Annotated in this window: 16 protein-coding genes; 7 read left to right on the top strand and 9 right to left on the bottom strand. The window is 64.3% G+C overall.

What is annotated here, in order from left to right; all coding sequences use genetic code 11:
• Positions 1 to 64 precede the first annotated feature (64 nt).
• From eutC to ehuR, 8 genes are all read right to left on the bottom strand, one after another.
• Entirely contained in the window at positions 65 to 1057 is a 993-nt protein-coding gene (eutC, locus tag ACVWWD_RS14605) for an ectoine utilization protein EutC (RefSeq protein WP_352550273.1), read from the bottom strand.
• Positions 1054 to 2046, bottom strand: coding sequence for a hydroxyectoine utilization dehydratase EutB (gene eutB, locus ACVWWD_RS14600; protein ID WP_352550274.1), 993 nt, complete (start codon positions 2044 to 2046; stop codon positions 1054 to 1056). The genes eutC and eutB overlap by 4 nt, the downstream gene beginning before the upstream one ends.
• 5 nt (positions 2047 to 2051) lie before the next feature.
• Positions 2052 to 2831, bottom strand: a complete 780-nt coding sequence (gene eutA, locus ACVWWD_RS14595; RefSeq protein WP_023771206.1) for an ectoine utilization protein EutA — start codon at positions 2829 to 2831, stop codon at positions 2052 to 2054.
• Positions 2832 to 2834: 3 nt separating this feature from the next.
• Entirely contained in the window at positions 2835 to 3494 is a 660-nt protein-coding gene (gene ehuD / locus ACVWWD_RS14590) for an ectoine/hydroxyectoine ABC transporter permease subunit EhuD (RefSeq protein ID WP_015319077.1), read from the bottom strand.
• A 34-nt stretch (positions 3495 to 3528) separates the two neighbouring features.
• Positions 3529 to 4188, bottom strand: coding sequence for an ectoine/hydroxyectoine ABC transporter permease subunit EhuC (gene ehuC / locus ACVWWD_RS14585; protein WP_352550275.1), 660 nt, complete (start codon positions 4186 to 4188; stop codon positions 3529 to 3531).
• A 202-nt stretch (positions 4189 to 4390) separates the two neighbouring features.
• Positions 4391 to 5242, bottom strand: coding sequence for an ectoine/hydroxyectoine ABC transporter substrate-binding protein EhuB (gene ehuB / locus ACVWWD_RS14580; RefSeq protein WP_023782340.1), 852 nt, complete (start codon positions 5240 to 5242; stop codon positions 4391 to 4393).
• A 91-nt stretch (positions 5243 to 5333) separates the two neighbouring features.
• Complete coding sequence (gene ehuA, locus ACVWWD_RS14575; protein ID WP_023782341.1) at positions 5334 to 6125, bottom strand: ectoine/hydroxyectoine ABC transporter ATP-binding protein EhuA; 792 nt, start codon at positions 6123 to 6125, stop codon at positions 5334 to 5336.
• 181 nt (positions 6126 to 6306) lie between these two features.
• Positions 6307 to 7692, bottom strand: a complete 1386-nt coding sequence (gene ehuR, locus ACVWWD_RS14570; RefSeq protein WP_352550276.1) for a MocR-like ectoine utilization transcription factor EhuR — start codon at positions 7690 to 7692, stop codon at positions 6307 to 6309.
• Positions 7693 to 7775: 83 nt separating this feature from the next.
• Between ehuR and ACVWWD_RS14565 the strand changes: the two genes are divergently transcribed.
• The 5 genes from ACVWWD_RS14565 to ACVWWD_RS14545 all read left to right on the top strand — a co-directional run bounded on the left by ACVWWD_RS14565 (position 7776) and on the right by ACVWWD_RS14545 (position 14051).
• Positions 7776 to 8267 (top strand): Lrp/AsnC family transcriptional regulator, encoded by a 492-nt coding sequence (locus ACVWWD_RS14565; protein ID WP_352550277.1) that lies wholly within the window; start codon positions 7776 to 7778, stop codon positions 8265 to 8267.
• A gap of 129 nt (positions 8268 to 8396) precedes the next feature.
• Positions 8397 to 9887 carry an NAD-dependent succinate-semialdehyde dehydrogenase gene (locus tag ACVWWD_RS14560; protein WP_352550278.1) on the top strand — a complete coding sequence of 497 codons (1491 nt, stop codon included), beginning with the start codon at positions 8397 to 8399 and terminating at the stop codon, positions 9885 to 9887.
• 34 nt (positions 9888 to 9921) lie between these two features.
• Positions 9922 to 11301, top strand: a complete 1380-nt coding sequence (locus tag ACVWWD_RS14555) for an aspartate aminotransferase family protein (RefSeq protein WP_352550279.1) — start codon at positions 9922 to 9924, stop codon at positions 11299 to 11301.
• A gap of 9 nt (positions 11302 to 11310) precedes the next feature.
• Entirely contained in the window at positions 11311 to 12405 is a 1095-nt protein-coding gene (locus ACVWWD_RS14550) for an alcohol dehydrogenase family protein (protein ID WP_352550280.1), read from the top strand.
• Positions 12406 to 12554: 149 nt separating this feature from the next.
• Positions 12555 to 14051 carry an HAL/PAL/TAL family ammonia-lyase gene (locus ACVWWD_RS14545; protein ID WP_352550281.1) on the top strand — a complete coding sequence of 499 codons (1497 nt, stop codon included), beginning with the start codon at positions 12555 to 12557 and terminating at the stop codon, positions 14049 to 14051.
• An 8-nt stretch (positions 14052 to 14059) separates the two neighbouring features.
• On the opposite strand, the gene ACVWWD_RS14540 is transcribed toward ACVWWD_RS14545, so the two are convergent.
• A complete protein-coding gene (locus ACVWWD_RS14540; RefSeq protein WP_352731033.1) occupies positions 14060 to 15502 on the bottom strand; it encodes a 2-hydroxyacid dehydrogenase in 1443 nt (480 codons plus the stop codon).
• A gap of 260 nt (positions 15503 to 15762) precedes the next feature.
• Here ACVWWD_RS14540 and ACVWWD_RS14535 point away from each other — a divergent pair, with 260 nt between their 5' ends.
• Positions 15763 to 17616, top strand: a complete 1854-nt coding sequence (locus ACVWWD_RS14535; RefSeq protein WP_352550283.1) for an ABC transporter ATP-binding protein — start codon at positions 15763 to 15765, stop codon at positions 17614 to 17616.
• On the top strand, positions 17616 to 19505 hold the full coding sequence (locus ACVWWD_RS14530; protein WP_352731036.1) for an ABC transporter ATP-binding protein: 1890 nt from the start codon (positions 17616 to 17618) through the stop codon (positions 19503 to 19505). Before ACVWWD_RS14535 ends, ACVWWD_RS14530 begins: the two co-directional genes overlap by 1 nt.
• Positions 19506 to 19696 lie beyond the last annotated feature (191 nt).

The raw sequence follows: 19696 nt of genomic DNA, 5'->3' as shown, positions 1-19696 counted from the left end.
ATTGAGCATGATCTGCGGGGGAAAACCGGTTGCCATTTTCCGGATCATGCTCCTGCGGCCGGCGTCAGCTTTCGAAGATCGTTCCGGCTTTCGCGGCCAGTGCACGGTCGCGGGCGAGCGTGGCGATCGCTGTATCCTGCACGCCCGTGCCGGTCAGATCGGCAATGGTAATGTCGCCGGCCGAGCGCCGGCCGTGCCTCGCGCCGGCGATGATCTGGCCGAGCTCGGTCACCTCCACGTCTCCAGCCATCACGCCCGCCGCGATGGCATGGTGCAATTCGCCCAGGCGCCGCGTCTGTCTCGCGCTATCGGCGACATAGAGATCGGCCATGCGTAGTATCGCCGGCGCTATCTCGTTCTTGTGCTCGGCGTCCGAACCCATGGCGGTGATGTGCTGGCCGGCCGAGACAAACCCTGCCTTGATCAGCGGTTCGGTCGACGGGGTGGTCGTGACGATGATGTCGGCACCGGCAACAGCGTCGGCTGCGTCAGTCTCGGCGCGTACGTCGATGCCAAGCCTTTCGCGTAAGGCGACCGCGGTCACTTCGGCCTTGGCGCCATCGCGCGCCCAGATGCGGGCCTGCGTGATCGGCCGCACCAGCATCAGCGCTTGCAGTTGCAGCCCGGCCTGGACGCCGGCGCCGAAGATCGAGGCGACCGACGAGTCCGGCCGCGACAGATGCTTGGCCGCGACGGCTCCCGCAGCAGCGGTGCGAACATCGGTGAGATAGCCGTTGTCGAGCAGCAAGGCCTCGACCAACCCTGTCTTCGACGACAGCAGCACCATCATCCCGTTGACGCTGGGCAGGCCAAGTTTGGGATTGTCGAAGAAGCCGGGGCTGATCTTGATGGCGAAGCCATCGATACCAGGCACATAGGCGGTCTTGACATCAACCTCGCCGCGATGCTGCGGGATATCGAGCCGCAGGATCGGCGGCATCGCCACCGGCAGCGTGGCGAGCGCGCGAAAAGCGTTCTCGATGCAGGCGACGGCGTCGAGATCGAGCGTCACGATTGTGCGCAGTTGAGCTTCGGTGAGGATGGTCATCCTGCTCATGCGGCGCGCTCCGAAATCGCTGGCATTTCCCCGCAGACGATTTTCCTGTGCAGTTGCATGTCGATGTTGCGGCCGGAAAGCACAACCACTACCGGCCCCTCCGCCTTGACCTTGCCGGCGAGCAGCGCCGCGATGCCTACCGCACCGGCCCCCTCGACGATCTCGCGTTCCTGTTCATAGGCGTGGCGAATGCCGGCAGCGATTTCGTCCTCGCTGAGCAGGACGACATCGTCGAGCAGGTTACGGCACATGGCGAAAGTCAGCCGGTTGTCGAGGCCGATGCCGCCGCCGAGCGAATCCGCCAGCGTCGGCAGTTCCTCGACCAGCACGGGGCGGCCCGCATCGAGGCTGGCCTTCATTGCCGCCCCGCGCGCCATCGACACGCCGACGACTCTTGTTCCGGGACGGATGCCCTTGACGGCGGCCGCCACACCCGAGGCCAACCCACCTCCGGACAGTTGCACCAGCACCAGAGCGGCATCCAGGACCTGCTCCATCACCTCCAGCCCGAGCGTGCCTTGACCGGCAATGATGGCCGGATGATCGAAGGGTGGCAGCATGACAAGCCCCTCCTCCGTCACCAGCCGCTCGACCTCCTGCTGGGCATCGTCCTGGCTGTTGCCGACGATACGGATTTCCGCGCCGAGGCGACGGATTTCGTCCAGCTTATTCTTGGGTACCAGTCGAGACATGCAGATCACAGCACGCATGCCCTCGAGCTTTGCCGCATGCGCAAGCGCACGGCCATGATTGCCGGTCGATGCCGCGACGACGCCGCGCGCCTTCTCCTCGGCATCAAGCGAAGCGACGGCGTTGGAAGCGCCGCGCAGCTTGAAGCTGCCGGTGGTCTGGCGGTGCTCGAGCTTGAGCTGAACCGGAACGCCCAGCCCTTCGGAGAGACTTGCAGAAAGCACGATCGAGGTGCGCTCGATCTTGCCGGCAATTCGCTCGCGCGCGGCACGGATATCGCCAAGGGTCACGGTCGCCATGGTCGTCAACCGCGCGGCAAGGGCAGCGTCATCAGACGGCCGAATTCGGGATGGGCTGTCTCATCACCGGAAAGGCGCAGACAGTTCCAGGCGGTCGCCTGGTTGCTAGTTACCACCGGGCGGCCGATCGCCTGTTCCATGCCGGTGACCGCGAGCGCGCCGCGCAGCGCCGTGCACGACACGAACAGCGCGTCGGCTTGCGGATGCGTCGCCTGACGCGCGAGATCGACGAGGGCTGCCGGGGAAATGCGCGCCATTTCGCGGTCGTCCTCGAAGCCGAGACAGGTGAAGCTTAGGACTTCGAAGCCACGTTCGGCGAAATAGGTCGCCATCGGCCTGGAGGTTTCGACGGTATAGGGCGTGAGGATGCTGATCCGGCGCACGCCGAAGGCGTTCAGCCCGCGCATGCCAGCCATCGGAGGAGTGACAACGGGTATACCGGGTTTGGCGGCCTGGATCGCCGTCTCGATCTCGGCATCGCCAATCACCACCGAGGCCGACGTGCAGGAGTAGCAGATGGCGTCGAGCGGCTCGTCTGGCAGGATCAAGGCAGCGCCCGCCGTCAGCGCCGGCTGCATCTTGCGCAGGTTCTCAGGCGTCGTCGGGTTGGCGTAGGGAATGCGCGCGACATAGACGCCGATGCGTTCGCTCGCCACCATGCGGCGAAAATCCGGCTCGGTCGTGTGGTCGGTGGCCAGGATGATCAGCCCGACACGCCGCTCCAGCGGACGCTCATCGAGCGCTGGCCGGCCGGGCACAAGCTTGATCTCGGACAAGGGCTTCATCTTTTATCTTTCGATCTTGCCGTAGCGGCGTTCCAGCCAGCGCAGCAGCACGACCGAAATCAGGCTGATGGCGAGGAAGAAGGCGCCGACCAGCGTGATCGGCTCAAGGTAGCGATAGTAGGTGTTGGCGACGCTTTTCGCCTGGTTCATCAGTTCCAGCACTGTGATCGCCGAGAGCAGCGGCGTCTCCTTGAACATGGCGATGAAGTAGTTGGCCAGCGCCGGGATCATCGGCGGAATAGCCTGCGGGATGATGATGTGGGACCAGGTCTGCCGCGCGCTGAGGTTGCACGCCTTGGCGGCCTCCCACTGACCACGCGGCACATTGTCGATGCCGGCGCGGTAGACCTCCGCGGTGTAGGTGCCGTAGTGCAGGCCAAGTCCGATGACGCCAGCGACCAGGGGCGGCAATAGAATGCCGATGTCGGGCAAGACGTAGAAGATGAAATAGAGCTGCACCAGGAGCGGTGTGCCGCGGATGAATTCGGCCACCCAACCGACGGTGCGGGACAGCGCCTTGTTGGGCGAGCGGCGCGCCAGCGCGATGCCCAGACCGACGATCGCGGCCAGCACCGAGCCGAGCAGCGTCGCCAGGATGGTGATCTTCACCCCCTGGATCAGCGTCGGCAGGATCTGCCGGACAAAGTCCCAGTCCCAATCCATCAGCGGACCCAATTCATCAGGAATGCTCTGGCCATCAGACGCGCACTCCGTCGAGGCCGCGGGCCATGCGGCGTTCCAGCGAGCGGACACCCCATGAGATGAGCAGCGCCAGGATGAAATAGAGGATGAGAATCGTGGTGAACGGCACCATGGTGTTGCCGGTCTGGGCACGCACCACCTGCGCCTGGAACGTCAGGTCGGCGAGCGAGATCAGCGAGACCACCGATGTCGCCTTGAGCAGCTCGATGGCATTGTTGCCGAAGGTCGGCAGCATCACCAGAAACGCCTGCGGCAGGATGACGTGGCGCATGCCTTGCCAACGGCCGAGATTGAGCGCGATGCAGGCCTCATGCTGTTCGCGGCCGATCGACTGCACGGCGCCGCGCACCACCTCGGCTGCATAGGCGCCCACATTCAAGCCCAGCGCCAACACGCCGGCCTGCAGTGGGGTCAGTTCGAAGCCCACCAGCGGCAACACGAAATAGGCGAAGAACAGCTGCACGAAGATCGAGGTGCCGCGGAAAAACTCGATATAGGCCGTGGCCAGGGCCCGTAGCACGAAGAAGCGCGACAGGCGCCCCATGCCGGCGAGAAAGGCCATGATCAGGGCGAGCACCGACCCCATCAGCGTCAGCTCGATGGTGACAAGCGCTCCCTGCAATATCAGGCCGAAATAGCCGGACCACTGGGTCATGGATTAGAAGTTTCCCTGCATTGATCGCCAGGCGGACGAGGGGCGGAGCCAATTCTCGGCGCAGCCCCTCCTAGTGCCATGACGACAGCCCTTCGCTGTCGCTTCGGGCGTTCGTTATTCGAAAAAGCCAAGCAATTGGCTTTTCGTCCGCTGAGCGGACCACGCCTCACCCTCGTGAACGGGGAGGAGGAAAAGAGAGCCCCTATTTCGCAGCGCAGAGCTTGTCGCGCGTGGTCGACATAGCCGCCGCCGCCGAGAAGCCGTAGGGCTCGATGATCTTTGCGAACTCACCCGACTTCTTCATCTTGGCGAGTTCGACGTCGAAGGCGTCACGCAGCGCCTCGTCGCCCTTCTTGAAGGCGGCGCCGTCACAATAGACCGGCGCGCCCTGCACCGGGGCGATGACTTCGAGGTTTGGATCGGCGGCCTTCTTCATCAGGTCGTTGATCGAAAGCACAGGCAGCGAATAGGCGTCGATGCGGCCGTCCTGCACCATCTTCAGGCCGCTCTGGCCGTCCGGCACGACGATGACGCGTTCGCGTGGCACGCCGGCATTGAGCGCAAGCTTCTCCTCGGTGCCGCCGCCCGGCGCGCCGATGGTGGCGGACGTGTCCTTGGCGACATCCTCGTAGCTCTTGAAGCCTTTCGGATTGCCCTTCTTCACCAGCATCGCCTCGGCGTCGCACAGAACCGGCTCGGAATAGGCAACCGCAGCGCAACGCTCCGGCTTCATGAACAGGCCCGCGGTGACGACGTCGAAGCGGCCGGCCTGCAGGCCGGGAATCATGGCGCCATATTCCGAGATCGAGGCAGCGACATCGGCAACGCCCAGCCGCTTGAATATCTCGCGCGCGACGTCGGGCGCGGCACCCGAAACCTTGCCGTCGGCGGCGACAGCCGTATAGGGCGGCTCATTGGCGATCGCCAAGCGTGCGAAGCCTTGCGACTTCAGCTGTTCGAGCTTGCTGTCGTCGGCCGAACCCGGGATCGAGGCGGCCAGAACCGCCGAAAGCGCGAGACCGGCAACGCCCGCCAGAGTGCCAAGTTTCTTCATTGTTCCCAACTCCTTGTTCTTGTCTTGGTTTGCGTGATCTTAGGACGGCTCAACCGCCCATGGGGACGGCATTGCGGCCTTTAGCATGCGGTCAGACACGGTGTCCGGCCGCGATGATCTTCTTCAGGAACCCTTGCGTGCGCTCCTGCTTGGGATTGCGGAAAATCTCGTCGGGTTTGCCTTCCTCGACTATTCTGCCGCGATCGAAGAACAGCACCCGGTCGGCGAAGTCGTGGGCGAAACCCATCTCATGGGTGACGAGCAGCATGGTCATGTCGGTCTCGGCGCAGAGCCGCCACAAAACGTTGAGCACCTCCTCGACCAGTTCCGGGTCGAGCGCGGACGTCACCTCGTCGAACAGCATGATCTTCGGCTGCAAAGCGAGCGCACGGGCGATCGCCACGCGCTGCTTCTGACCGCCTGACAGTTGCGCCGGCATCGCCTTCGCCTTGTCGGCCATGCCGACCATCTCGAGCAGTTCCATCGCCCGCTTCTGCGCGGCGGCGCGCGGGGTGCCCTTGGTCAGCATCGGCGCCAGGGTCACATTGTCGATGACGCTCTTGTGCGGAAACAGGTTGAACAGCTGGAAGACCATGCCGGTCTTCTGGCGCATCCGCGCCAGATGGCGCTCGTCGGCCGGCAGCAGCTGACCGTTGCGCTCCATGTGGTAGAGTTGCTCGCCGTCGATCTGGATGTGACCGCCGTCGATGCGCTCCAGCGTCATCAGGATGCGCAGGATCGTCGTCTTGCCCGAGCCGGAGGGGCCGATCAGCGCCAGCTTCTCACGCGGCATGACCTGCATCGACAGGCCGTCCAAAACCTTGAAGCTGCCAAAGCTCTTCGAGATGCTGTCGACTTTGATGATGGGCGCGGTTGCGGACAAATGAATTTCCCCGTGCTGGAGAAGCCTGGTGCCCCTAACGATGCGGAACGCGTCAAATCATGTCAATTGAGAAAATAATATCATGACAATTATTCTGATTGCGCACATTTCCGGTCAATCACAGCCCGCTTATTAGACATGCCTTTGTCTTAGGATGCCTTGGTGTAGTTGAGCGGCATGCTCAGATTGCAAGCAGCAGATGCTCCGGATCGCCAAGCAAGAGCTTGGTGACAACGCCGAGACCTGCGCGCAGTTCCCCCTCGGTGGTCGAACCCAGCGAGATGCGCACCGCCGGATGCCAGGGCGTGTCCGAAATACGGAAGGAGGTGCCCGGTGCAATGGCCACGCCCTGCAGCCGGGCCTGGGCGACAAAGCTTTCCTCGGAACGGTCGGCCGGCAGTTGCAGCCAGATATGCAACCCGTCGCGACGGGCACGGTAGTCGACGCCGGCCAGCACCTCGCCAGCGATGTCCTGCCGCCGCCGCAACGCCGCGCGCTGCCAGCGCACCAGCTCCATCGCGGTGCCGTCGGTCACCCATTTGGTGGCGATCTCGGCCACCAGCGGTGTCGCCATCCAGTTCGAGACGAGATGCCGGTTGGCGACGGCGGCAACGTAGCGATCGGGCGCGGCGAGATAGCCGATGCGCAGGCCGGGCACGGTGATCTTGGTGAAGGAGGTGACGTAAAGCGTCCGTTCCGGCGCGAAAGCGGCGACCGGCGGCGGCCGATCCTCGACCAACGGACCCAGCACGTCGTTCTCGATGATGGCGATGTCGTGCTTGCGCGCCACCGCCGCGATCTGCTCGCGGCGCGCCGCATCCATGAGCGTTGCCGTGGGATTGATTACCGAAGGCTGCACGAAGACGGCGCGGATGTCGGACAGCCGGCAGGCTTCGTCCAGAGCCTCCGGGATCAGGCCATTGCCGTCGATCGGCAGGCCTTGAAGGTTGAAACCGAGATAGCGCGCCAGCGGCACCAGCGTGTGATGGCCGATCGCCTCGGTGGCAACGGTGGAGCCGGGCGGCGCCACGCTCATCAGCGCCACCGTCATGCCGGCGGTGGCGCCATTGGTGAGGCTGATGTTCTGCGCGGAGGCGTCCAGCCCGCACAGCTTCAGCCATTCGACAGCCACGGCACGGTGGCGCGGGAACACCATGTTTGGCCGGAACGACAGTGCCGAACTCGACGGCAGGTTTTCGGCGAGCCAGCCCAGCGCCTGCTTCATCCGTTCCAGGTGCATCGGCTCGCAGACCGGCTTCAGGATCGACAGGTCGATGACTTCGCCCAGGCGCTCCGGCAGATAAGGCGGCTCCGGTTCGCGGCGCTGCGTCTGCACAAAGCTGCCGCGGCCGATCTCGCCCGAAATCAAGCCGCGCCGGATCAGTTCCTCATAGGCACGGCTTACCGTCTGCACTGAAAGCTTGAGGTCGTCGGCCAAGCGGCGATGGGTTGGCAGCCGCGCGCCGTTGGCGAGGCGGCCGTCGTGGATAGCGCGCGCGAACTGGTCGGCCAACGATTGATAGGCCGGCCGCCGGATGAGCGCGGGATCGGGTTGCCACAATGTCATGACTTATTAGAGATCGAAATCAGTGCAATTGACAATCGAAATAATGGGTAATCATGGTAGTCTGTACGAAAAAGTGGATACCGATGACTGCCGCGAAACTCGACACGATCGACCTCAAAATCCTCGACGCGATTCAGCGTGATGGACGCATCACCAAGTTGGCGTTGGCCGAGCAGGTCGGGCTGTCGCCAACGCCGTGCTGGATGCGGCTGCGCAAGCTGGAAAAGGCCGGCATTGTCTCGGGCTATCATGCCCGGATCGCCATGCGCGTTGTGGCGCCAGTCGCCACCGTGCTGATGGAGGTGACGCTGGCCAGTCACCGCCAGGCCGATTTCGACCGCTTCGAGCGCGTCGTCCGCGATGTTCCCGAAATCGTCGCGTGCTGGTCGGTGGGCGGCGGCGTCGACTATGTGCTGAAGGTGATGGCGCGCGACATCGACGCCTATCAGCGGCTGGTCGACGGCTTGCTCGATCGCGAGATCGGCATCGACCGCTACTTCACCTACATCGTCATCAAGACGGTGAAGGATGATATCGCGCTGCCGATAGCGGACCTGCTGCCGGCGTCGACGTAGGCCGGAGAGATCGACTGCCCCCTCGTCGCAATAGAGAGACTCTCTCTACGGCCAAGCGTCCAAACAGCCTCTCTGTCTGCCGGTAATAGGTAGTCTCCCCGCATCAAACCGAACCGGGAGGCTTCGACCATGTCCGCGCATTTCGCCCGCTCGCATCGCCACGAAGCGCTCGACCGGCTGGCCGACCGCCGGCTGCTGCGCGAGCTTGCCTATGTCGACGGCCATTGGACGGCAAGCGAGGCAGCCGAGAGTTTCGAGGTCACCGATCCGGCGACCGGCACCACGGTGGCCTTCGTCGCAGCGCTCGATGCCGGCCAGACGGCAAAAGCCATCGACGCCGCGACGCGCGCCTTTCCGGGCTGGCGGGCGCTGCTGCCGCAGGAGCGCTCGAAAATCCTGCGAAAATGGTTCGAGCTGATCATCGCAGCGAAAAACGACCTCGCTCTGCTGATGACGCTCGAGCAGGGCAAGCCGCTCAAGGAGTCGCTCGGCGAAATCGACTATGCCGCCTCTTTCGTGGAGTGGTATGCCGAGGAAGCAAAACGCCTGAACGCTGAGAACGTCACCAGCCATCTGCCGAACGCGGAAATGATGGTGCGGCGCGAACCAATCGGCGTCCTCGGCGTGGTCACGCCGTGGAATTTTCCTTCGGCGATGCTGACCCGCAAGGCAGCCGCCGCGCTTGCCGCCGGCTGCACCATCGTTGCGCATCCGTCTTCTGAGACGCCACTTTCGGCGCTGGCGCTGGCCGAACTCGGCGAACGCGCCGGACTGCCGGCAGGCGTTTTCAACATCGTCACCGGCAAGGCCGCGACGATCGTTGGACGCATTTGCGAAGATGCGCGCGTGCGCGCCCTGAGTTTTACCGGCTCCACCGAGATCGGCCGGCTGATCGCCGCCCAAAGTGCGCCGACGATGAAGCGGCTGGTGATGGAGCTTGGTGGTCACGCGCCGCTGATCGTCTTTGCCGATGCAGATCTCGACAAAGCGGTGACCATCGCCATCGACGCCAAATTCGCCACATCAGGCCAGGACTGCCTTGCGGCCAACCGCATTTATGTCCAGCGTCCGCTCTATGACCGCTTCTGCGCCGCTTTCGCCAAGCGCATCGAGGCGCTGCGGGCCGGCAATGGCCTCGATGACGTCGACATCGGGCCGCTGATGCATGAGCGCGCCGTCAAGAAGGTCGAGGAACAGGTCGCCGACGCCGTGGCCCTCGGCGCGCGTTGCCTCGCCGGCGGCAAGCGCCATCAGGCCGGACCGCTCTTCTACCAGCCGACGCTGCTGGCCGATGTCGCCGAGGACGCGCTGATCATGCGCGAAGAGACCTTTGGTCCGGTCGCCGCCGTCACGCCTTTCGACAGCGAGGACGAAGTGATCGCACGCGCCAATGCGACCGAATATGGCCTGGTCGCCTATCTGGTGACCGAGAACGGCGCGCGCCAGCAGCGCATGGGCCGCGCGCTCGACTACGGCATGGTCGCCATCAACCGTGTGAAGATCACCGGCGCGCCGATCCCATTCGGTGGCGTCAAGCAGTCCGGCATCGGCCGCGAAGGTTCGCGCCACGGGCTGGAAGCTTTCACCGACCTCAAATACCTCTGCCTCGATGTGGCGTAGGCTCGCACCCGGATCTCTTTCAAGGAGTTAAAAAATGCTCGACCAATCCAACGAACTCGCCGCATGGGATCGCGACCATTTCTTTCATCCCTCAACGCATATGGGCACCCACGCACGCGGAGAATCGCCGACGCGGATCATGGCCGGCGGTGAAGGCGTCACCGTCTGGGACAACAATGGCAGGAAGAGCATCGATGCGTTCGCCGGCCTCTATTGCGTCAATGTTGGCTATGGCCGCCAGAAGATATCAGATGCCATCGCGACCCAGGCGAAGAACCTCGCCTATTACCACGCCTATGTCGGGCACGGCACCGAGGCCTCGATCACGCTCGCCAAGATGATCATCGACCGCGCGCCGAAGGGCATGTCGAGGGTCTATTTCGGCCTCTCCGGTTCGGATGCCAACGAAACCAACATCAAGCTGATCTGGTACTATAACAATGTGCTGGGGCGGCCGGAGAAGAAGAAGATCATCTCACGCTGGCGCGGCTATCACGGCTCGGGTGTGATGACGGGCTCGCTGACCGGGCTGGACCTGTTTCACAATGCCTTCGACCTGCCGCGCGCGCCGATCCTGCACACCGAGGCGCCCTACTATTTCCGTCGCGCCGACCGCTCGATGAGCGAGGAGCAGTTCTCGCGGCATTGCGCCGACAAGCTCGAGGAGATGATCCTCGCCGAAGGAGCTGAAACCGTGGCCGCCTTCATCGGCGAGCCGATCCTCGGCACCGGCGGCATCGTGCCGCCCCCCGCAGGCTACTGGGAAAAGATCCAGGCGGTGCTGAAGAAGTACGACGTGCTCCTGGTCGCCGACGAGGTGGTGACCGGCTTCGGCCGACTGGGCACCATGTTCGGCTCCGACCATTATGGCATCAAGCCCGACCTGATCACCATCGCCAAGGGCCTGACCTCGGCCTATGCGCCGCTGTCGGGCGTCATCGTCGCCGACAAGATGTGGCAGGTGCTGGTGCAAGGCTCCGACAAGCTCGGCTCGCTCGGCCATGGCTGGACCTATTCGGCGCATCCGATCTGCGTTGCCGCCGGCGTCGCCAATCTTGAACTGATCGATGAGATGGACCTGGTGCGGAATGCCGGCGAGACCGGCGCTTATTTCCGTGCCGAACTGGCCAAGGCCGTTGGAGGTCACAAACATGTCGGCGAGGTGCGTGGCGACGGCATGCTGGCGGCGGTGGAATTCGTCAAAGACCGCGACGACCGCGTCTTCTTCGATGCTTCGCTGAAGATCGGACCGCAAATTGCCACGGCCCTTGCCGCGAGCGGCGTCATCGGCCGCGCCATGCCGCAGGGCGACATCCTCGGCTTTGCGCCGCCGCTGTGCCTGACCCGCGACGAAGCCGACATCGTGGTGGCCAAGACCGCCGATGCCGTGAACAGCGTATTTGCCAATCTCTGAGACCGACCCATGAATGCCATGACCAAAACCCTCCCCGCCACCATGGCCGCCGTGCTGCTCACCGGGCACGGCGGACCGGAAAAGCTCGTCTACCGAACCGACGTGAAAGTGCCTGCGCCCGCGCCAGGTGAAGTGCTGGTGAAAGTCACCGCTTGCGGCATGAATAATACCGATGTCTGGGTGCGCCAGGGCGCCTATGGCACGGAAGAGGACGCGGCCGCCGTTTCGACATGGCGCCGCCAGGGCAACACGCTGACCTTCCCGCGCATCCAGGGCACCGACACTGTCGGCACCATCGTTGCCGTCGGCGAAGGCGTTTCGCCCGATCGAATCGGGGAACGGGTGATGGTCGATTTCTCCATCTACAACCGCGACGACGATTCACTGGCCGACATCGACTATATGGGCCATGGCCGCGACGGTGGTTATGCCGAGTATCAGACCGTGCCGGCCGACAACGCCCATGTTGTCGACACCATTTTGAGCGACGTCGAACTCGCCACCTTCTGCTGCGCCTATCTCACCGGCGAACAGATGCTGGAGCGGGCCAACCTCAAGGCGGGCGAGCGCGTGCTGGTCACCGGCGCGTCGGGCGGCGTCGGCTCCGGCATCGTGCAACTGGCGCGGGCGCGTGGAGCCATTCCTTTTGCTGTCGTGGGCAAAGGCAAGGAAAGGGCGGTGCGCGACATCGGCGCAGAGGCGGTCATCACCCGTGGTGTCGCTGACCTGCCGCAAGCCGTGACCGAGGCGACCGGCGGCCAGCCGATCGATGTGGTCGCCGACCTCGTTGGCGGCACCATCTTCAACGATCTGCTGCGCATCCTGAGGCCCGAGGGCCGCTACACCACGGCCGGCGCGATCGCAGGTCCGGTCGTCCAGCTCGATCTCAGGACCATGTATCTGAAACAGTTGCAGCTGCACGGCTCGAGCCAGGGCACGCGCGCCGATTTCCGCCGTATCGTTCGCTACATCGAAGAGGGCAAGATCCGGCCGCTTGTCGGCGGCGTCTACAAACTCTCCGATTTCCACCGCGCGCAAGCCGATTTCATCGCCAAGGATTTCGTCGGCAAGCTGGTGGTGGTGCCCGACGCCGTCGCGAGGTGACCTGCCGAAACCAGCATTTCGCCTGAAGCACCCCTCGCCTGCTGCTGTCACAACCGCAATGGCTTGCGGACCAGCCGGTAAGCCGCCACAAACGGTGACGCCCGTCGCGCCGTCGGCCCGGGCATACGGTCACGGGATACAGGCGAGACATGACAGCCCGAATGATACTGCTCGACGCCAAGCCGCTTGGCGTCGAGGATGTCGCCGAGATCGCGCGGCGCAATGCGCGGCTGATGTTGGGCGAGCAGGCGATGCGCCGCATCCGGGCGAGCCGCGCGCTCATCGAGCAGCTGACGCAACTCGGCAAGCCGATGTACGGCGTCACCACGGGCCTTGGCGCCTGTGTCGACACCCCGCTCGCGCAGGCCGATCTGATCGCCTTCCAGCACAGCGTGCCGCTCAGCCACAGCATGGGCATCGGCCCGGCCCTTCCGACCGAGGCGGTCCGCGCGCTGATGGCCGCGCGCATTTCGGGCATGGCCGCCGGCGGCACCGGCACTTCCGAACGCGTGGTGATAGGCCTTGTGGCGGCACTCAACGCCGGCGTTCATCCGGTGATCCCGACCTGGGGATCGATCGGAGCTGCGGACCTCGCCCATCTCGGCCACATGGCGCGAGCGCTGCGCGGCGACGGCGAGACGGAGTTCCAGGGCAGGATCATGCCGTCGGCCCAGGCGCTCGCGCTGGCCGGGCTCGAACCGCTCGACCTGCGCGAGAAGGACGGCCATGCCATCATCGTTGCCAACAGCCTGTCGACCGGCACGGCGTGCCTCTGCCTGGAGGATGTCGCCCACCTCATCGACTGGTCGCTGGCCGCGGTGGCGCTCAACCACGAAGCGTTCCGCTCGTCACTCACCGCCATCGATGAAGCTGCGCTGTCGGCGCGACCAGCGTTCGGCCAGCGGGAGATCGGGGCACGGCTGCGGGCGGAACTCGCAGGAAGCGGGCTGTGGAAGGAGAACGCCGCGCGGCGGCTTCAGGATCCGCTCAGCTATCGCTGCGTGCCGCAGGTATGGGGCGGCCTGTTGCATGCGTTCGAACAGGCAAAGCTGGCAACGGAGATCGAACTGACCCATTCCGGCGACAACCCGGTGATCCTACCTGAGGACGGACGCGTCGTCTCGAACGGCAATTTCGACCTCACCGCGATGACGCTGGCCTGGGAGCAACTCGGCCAGGCGCTTGCGCATTGCGCCGTGGGCACGGCCAATCGCTGCATGAAGCTGATGTCGCCGACCGTGGCGGAACTGCCGCGCTTCCTGTCGGCCAGGGGCGGCAGCCGCCAGGGCTACGCCGAATTACAGAAACCGCTTGCCGCGCTGGAAGCCGAGATCCGGCATCTGGCCAATCCGATTTCGCTCAGCCCGCTTGCCGTATCGGATGGGATCGAGGATCAGTCGTCGATGGCACCACGGGTGGTGGCCAAGACAGCCGAGATTGTCGAACGCCTGCGCTATCTCGTGGCGATGGAGCTGATCTTCGCGGCGACGGGCGTGGAGTTGCGCGGCGTCGTCGCCAGCATGGGCGAAGGACCACGGCGCACCTATGCCGCCGTGCGTGCGCTCGTCAGCCCGCTCGACGACGACCGCGACATGAGCGCGGACATGACGCGGGTCGCCCGGATGGTGGCGGGTCCCCGAGACTGAGTTCCGGCTTATCGCTGGAAAGGTCCTCTGAGGTTGAGGTTCTCGGCCAGAAGACAGGAGCGGTCGATCAACCGGACAAGGTCTTCGCCCTGCTCGGCGACAACGGCGCCTCGCTCGGCAGGCGAGGTATCGGAGAGAGCCTTCCACAACCGGCCTTGGCGATCGCAGAGATCCGCCAGCTCGGAACATTCGCTAGCGGTCAGTTTCAAGAGCTGGCCGGAGGTCACCGGTCCAATGCCTGGAGGCGTGGTTACTCCAAGGGAAAGGTAGGCCGGCGGCACGCTGCCTTTTGCGTTCGTCACTGACTTTCGGCTGATGACATCGAAGATCTGGTCGACGGCCTGCTTGGCGCCGGCGACGCGCGAGGGATGATCCGTATCGGCTGCCGCATGCGGGAGGAGCTCAAGCCTGGCGCCATGCTTCTCGACGAGGCCGAGATAGGGCAGCATCGGCCCGGAAAGGCGTCCGGTCGCGGCATCCTTGAACAGGTCGGCATCGATGGCGGCATGACGCACCCTGCCCGAGGACAAGGCTTCGCCGAGGGCCGCAACGTCGACAAGCTCGCCGCGATCGTAGTTGATCAGCACCGCGCCTCTGTTCATGCGCGACAGGACATCCGCGCCGATGAGCCCGGCATTGGCGTAGCGGCCGGTCTGTGCATCCTGCTTACCCAGGCCGACATGAACACTCAACACATCGGCACCATCAGCCGCATCGACGAGGTCCGCCACATAGACAAAGCCTTCGGCCTCAATCCAGTCCCGATGCCGGGGCCGTGCGTGGATCACCACGCGCATACCGAAGGCCCGGGCCAGTTTGGCGACCTCGCGGCCGATATTGCCGTAGCCGACGATCGCGATCGTCTTGCCTTCGAGCTTTTCAGTCGGGAAATCGCGCAGCTCCCTGCCGGTGTCGAAGGCGCCGTGCGCCACCCGGTTGTGAAGCAAGTCCACCGGGAGATCCGGCAGCACTTTCAGGATCGCCTTCATCACCATCTGCGCCGTGGCGCGGCTGTTGATGCCGGGCGTATTCATCAGCACGGCCGTACCGCCCTCGCCGCTGCCGCCGCCCCAGGAATGCGAGCCCATATTGCCGGTGCCGGCGCCGATGCGCACGCCGGCGAGCGGAAAGACGGTTTCGGCGGGCAGGAAGGTCGCGGCGGCGATGACGGCATCATAGCGTCCATCGCCGGCGACTTCGATCAGCTCTTCGCGGGTACTGAGGTCCGGCTGATAGAAGAAATGCACGCGGCCACGCTCAAGCCCTGCTTTGTCGCCAAGCACAGCCGCATGAAAGCGGCCGCCCTTGGCTTCGATATGCGCACGCACCTCCGAAGGGTCGGGCTTTCCGTCGGCATCGAAACGCAGCCCGATCAGATCGCAGACCAGCACGGCGTAGGCGCGTTGGGGATCGACCGGTTCAACGGCGCGGGTGTCGGTATTTGCGATCACGTCGGTTTCCCTCATGCGAGAACGGAGTCCTGCTGGTCCGGCAGGCTTTGAACAATCAGAACCTATCCGCCCGGAACGGCGCGAGATCGATCACCGGCGGCAGACCAGCGGCGAGTTGCGACACGATCTCGCCGTTCAGGTACAGTGCGATGCCGCCATTGGCCCTTGAACGGGCAGGTCGGACGCGCGTAAAATCGCGCTATCTGATTGAGTCTGCTACATTCGTTCGGGCTAATGCCCGGATCGGTCTGGGTATTTCCTTGCACACGGATGCGACCAGCGCGGCCAGGCGCGGCAAATCATTTGCCCATGTGGCGGAAGCCTCCTGGGGCAAGGGCCTCAGCACCTTGCTGCGCATCGTGCGCATGACGCTGCGCCATCCCTGGCAGGTTGCCATCACCCTCATCTCGACCTTTATCGCGGCGACGCTGCAGCTCTTCATTCCGCGTCTCCTGGGGCGCGCCATAGACCAGGCGCAAGGAGTGATGGCGGCCGGTGCCGGCACCGCGGCCGAGCAGGCGCTGTGGAATACGGCGCTGACGCTGTTGGTCGTCAGCATCCTGCGCGGCCTCTTCACCATGGCGCAGAATTACTATGGCGAGGCCGTCGGCCACCGGACAGGCTATGAGCTGCGGCTCGCTTTCTACGAGAAGATCCAGCGGCTGAGCTTTTCCTTCCACGACAAGGTCCATACCGGCGATCTCATCACCCTCGGGCTGCTCGACCTCGACGGCGTGCGCATGTTCTTTTCGACCGGTATCCTGCGCGTGGTGCTGCTTGGCGTGCTGATCGGTGTCGGCGCCTATCTGTTGATCAGCACCGATCTCGTGCTCGGGTTGTTGAGCCTCAGCTTCGTGCCGTTTGTTGCCTGGCGCTCATCGGTGACGCAGCTCCGACTGCGCAGCACCTGGCTGACGCTGCAGGAGCGGCTGTCGGTGCTGAGCCGAGTGATGGACGAGAATCTCGGCGGCATCCGTGTCGTGCGCGCCTTCGCGGCTCAAAGGCATGAACTGGCAAAGTTCGACCGTGCCAAACGGGACGCACTGGACCTCGCCAATGAGCGCGTCGAGATCCGCGTCTCGAACACCAGCGCCATGAATTTTTCCTTCCTTGCCGCCATGGGCCTGTTGCTGTGGTTCGGCGGCCAGAAGGTGATCGCGGGTCAGATCAGCGTCGGCACGCTGGCCCAGTTCCTCACCTTCATGACGATATTGCAGATGCCGGTGCGCCAGCTCGGCCTGATGGTCAACTCCTTCGCGCGCGCCTCGACCTGCGGCACGCGGCTGTTCGAACTGCTCGACGCGGAGCTCGACATCGAGGACGCGCCCGACGCAAGGGAGCTCGTCATCACCGAGGGCGTGCTGCGCTTCGACAATGTCGGTTTCCGCTATGAGGGCGCGGGCGAGCGTCCGACGCTTTCCGGCGTTTCCTTCGAAGCCAGGCCCGGCGAAACCGTCGGCATCGTCGGGCCGCCAGGCAGCGGCAAATCGACCATCGCGCATCTGATCCCGCGCTTCTACGACGTGACCTCAGGCGCGATCACCATCGACGGACAAGACATCCGCAAGGTCACGCTGCAATCGCTGCGCAAGGCGGTCGGCGTTGTGCAGCAGGATGCGTTCCTGTTTACCACCTCGATCGAGAACAACATCGCCTACGGCAATCCCTGGGCGCGCGAGACCCGCATCGGCCAGGCCGCCGAATATGCCCAGCTGCACAATTACATCATCGGGCTTCCGGCCGGCTACACCACGGTCGTAGGCGAACGCGGCGCCTCGCTTTCCGGCGGCCAGCGGCAGCGCCTGACCATCGCGCGCAGCCTGATGCTAAGACCATCGGTGCTGGTCTTCGACGATTCCACGGCCGCGGTCGACGCCGGCACCGAGCAGCGGATCCGGGTGGCGATGAAGCGCTTCGCCAGGGATCGCGTGACGCTCATCATTTCGCATCGGCTGAGTTCGCTGATGCATGCCGACCAGATCCTGTTCGTCGAGGGCGGCCGGATCGCGGAACGCGGCACGCATGAGCAATTGCTGGCGCTCGACGGTCGTTACCGCGCGCTTTACGACCTGCAGTTGCGGCCGGACGACGATCGGCTCGAGGGAGCCGCCTGATGTCGACACAGGACGACGAGAAGGAAGACACAAGCCGACGCCCGACCAAGGCCGTCGTCGGCTCGCACCGCGATGAGGAAGAGGTCTTCGGCAAGGCCTACGATCCGCGCATCGTCAGGCGCATCTGGAGCTTCGTCAGACCATATGGGGGCCGGATCTTCATCTCGGTCGCGGCGGTGCTGGTGTTCACGCTGACGCAGTTGGCGATTCCGCTGGTCATCCGCTACGCCATCGATCACGGCATGGCGCCAGGCAGGCTCGACCGTTCAGTGATGATCACCGCGATCGCCGTTTTTGCCGCGATCATCCTCATCAACTATGCCGCCAGCCATGTCCAGGAGAGCGTCGTCGGCAAGGTGGCGGAGAACGTGCTGTCCGACCTGCGCCGCGCCATGTTCAGCCACCTGCAGCGGGTCTCTCTGGGCTTCATGGACAAGACCGAGGTCGGCCGGCTGATGTCGCGCCTGCAGGGCGACGTCAATTCGATGCAGGAATTCCTCGAGACGTCCGTGATGTCGGTTGGCGACATCGTGCTTCTTTTCGGCATCGTCACCGTCCTGTTGTGGCTCGACTTCCGGCTCGGGCTGCTGACGCTGTCGACCATGCCGGCGCTGTTCATCGTGCGCCTGTTCTGGCTGCCGCGCGCCAAGGTCGCCTTCATGGCCGCGCACGAGACCAACTCCATCGCCAACGGGGCGCTGGCCGAAGGCATCCACGGCGTGCGTACGGTGCAGAGCCTGGAGCGCCAGCACGTCAATTTCGATCTCTATGACGAGAAGGTGCTGGCCAATCTCAACGCCCATCTGCGGTCGGCGCGATACGCGCAGGTGATGGTGCCGATCGTAGACACACTGACCGGCATCGCCATGGCGACCGTGATCGTCGTCGGCGGGTCGATGGTGCTGTCGCACAGTCTCGACATCGGCGTGATGGTGGCGTTCCTGTTCTACATCCAGCGCTTCTTCGACCCGATCCGCTCGCTCACCATGCAATACAGCGTCATGCAGCGCGCCATGGCGTCGGGCCAGCGCATCTCAGAAGTGCTCGACGTGCCCGTGGATGTCAGCGACAAGGAAGATGCGGTGGCGCTGTCGCGCGACATGGACGGTTCGGTCGAGTTCCGGAATGTCACCTTCGGCTACCGGCCTAACCAGCCGGTGCTGAAGAACATCTCCTTCCGCGTCAGTCCAGGCGAGACGGTCGCGCTTGTCGGACCGACCGGATCAGGCAAGTCGAGTTCGATGGCGCTGGTGCACCGCTTCTACGATGTCTGGTCGGGTGAGGTCCTGGTCGGCGGCCATGACGTGCGCGACCTGACGCAGGATTCGCTCGGCGATCAGGTTGCCATGGTGCTGCAGGAGCCGTTCCTGTTCTCCGGCACGGTGCTGGAGAACATCCGCTATCACAAGACCGGCGCCAGCCGCGAAGAGGTGGTGCGCGCCGCACAGGCCGTCGGCGCGCATGACTTCATCGAGCAACTGCCTGACGGCTACGACACCGAACTCGAGCAGCGCGGCGGCAATCTCTCGCTCGGCCAGCGCCAACTGATCAGCTTCGCACGGGCGCTGGTGGCCGACGCCAAGATCCTGGTGCTCGACGAAGCCACCGCCAGCATCGATTCCTACACCGAGATGCTGATCCAGAAGGCATTGATCAAGCTGCTCGAAGGGCGCACAGGGTTGGTCATCGCGCACCGGCTGGCGACCATACGGGGCGCCGACCGCATCATCGTGCTGCAGAATGGCGAGATCGTCGAAAGCGGCAACCATGAACAGTTGATGAAGAGAAAAGGTCTTTACGCCCGCCTCTACAACATGAACTACGCTTCCTTCGACGACATTTCCGAGGAAGAAATGGGAACGGACGCTTCGGTCGGCAAAGCGACGTGACCGGTGCCGGCAGGGTGCGAGCCGACGGATTGCCTGATGCCTCCGACAAGACCTATTTGCGAGATCCCAGGACGTGGCCGCCAACGAGTTCCTGCGTCAGGACGTGGCTTTGCCGCTATCAGGCCCAGCAGCATCGCGGCGATCAACACGCCGAGCGACCCGCTGCGCTGTTGCAGCACGCCGCCAAGGCT

The sequence above is a fragment of the Mesorhizobium sp. URHB0026 genome, from assembly GCF_054059755.1.
Note: the sequence above shows the minus strand (reverse complement) of the source record. Positions and strands in the feature narration are given on the sequence as shown.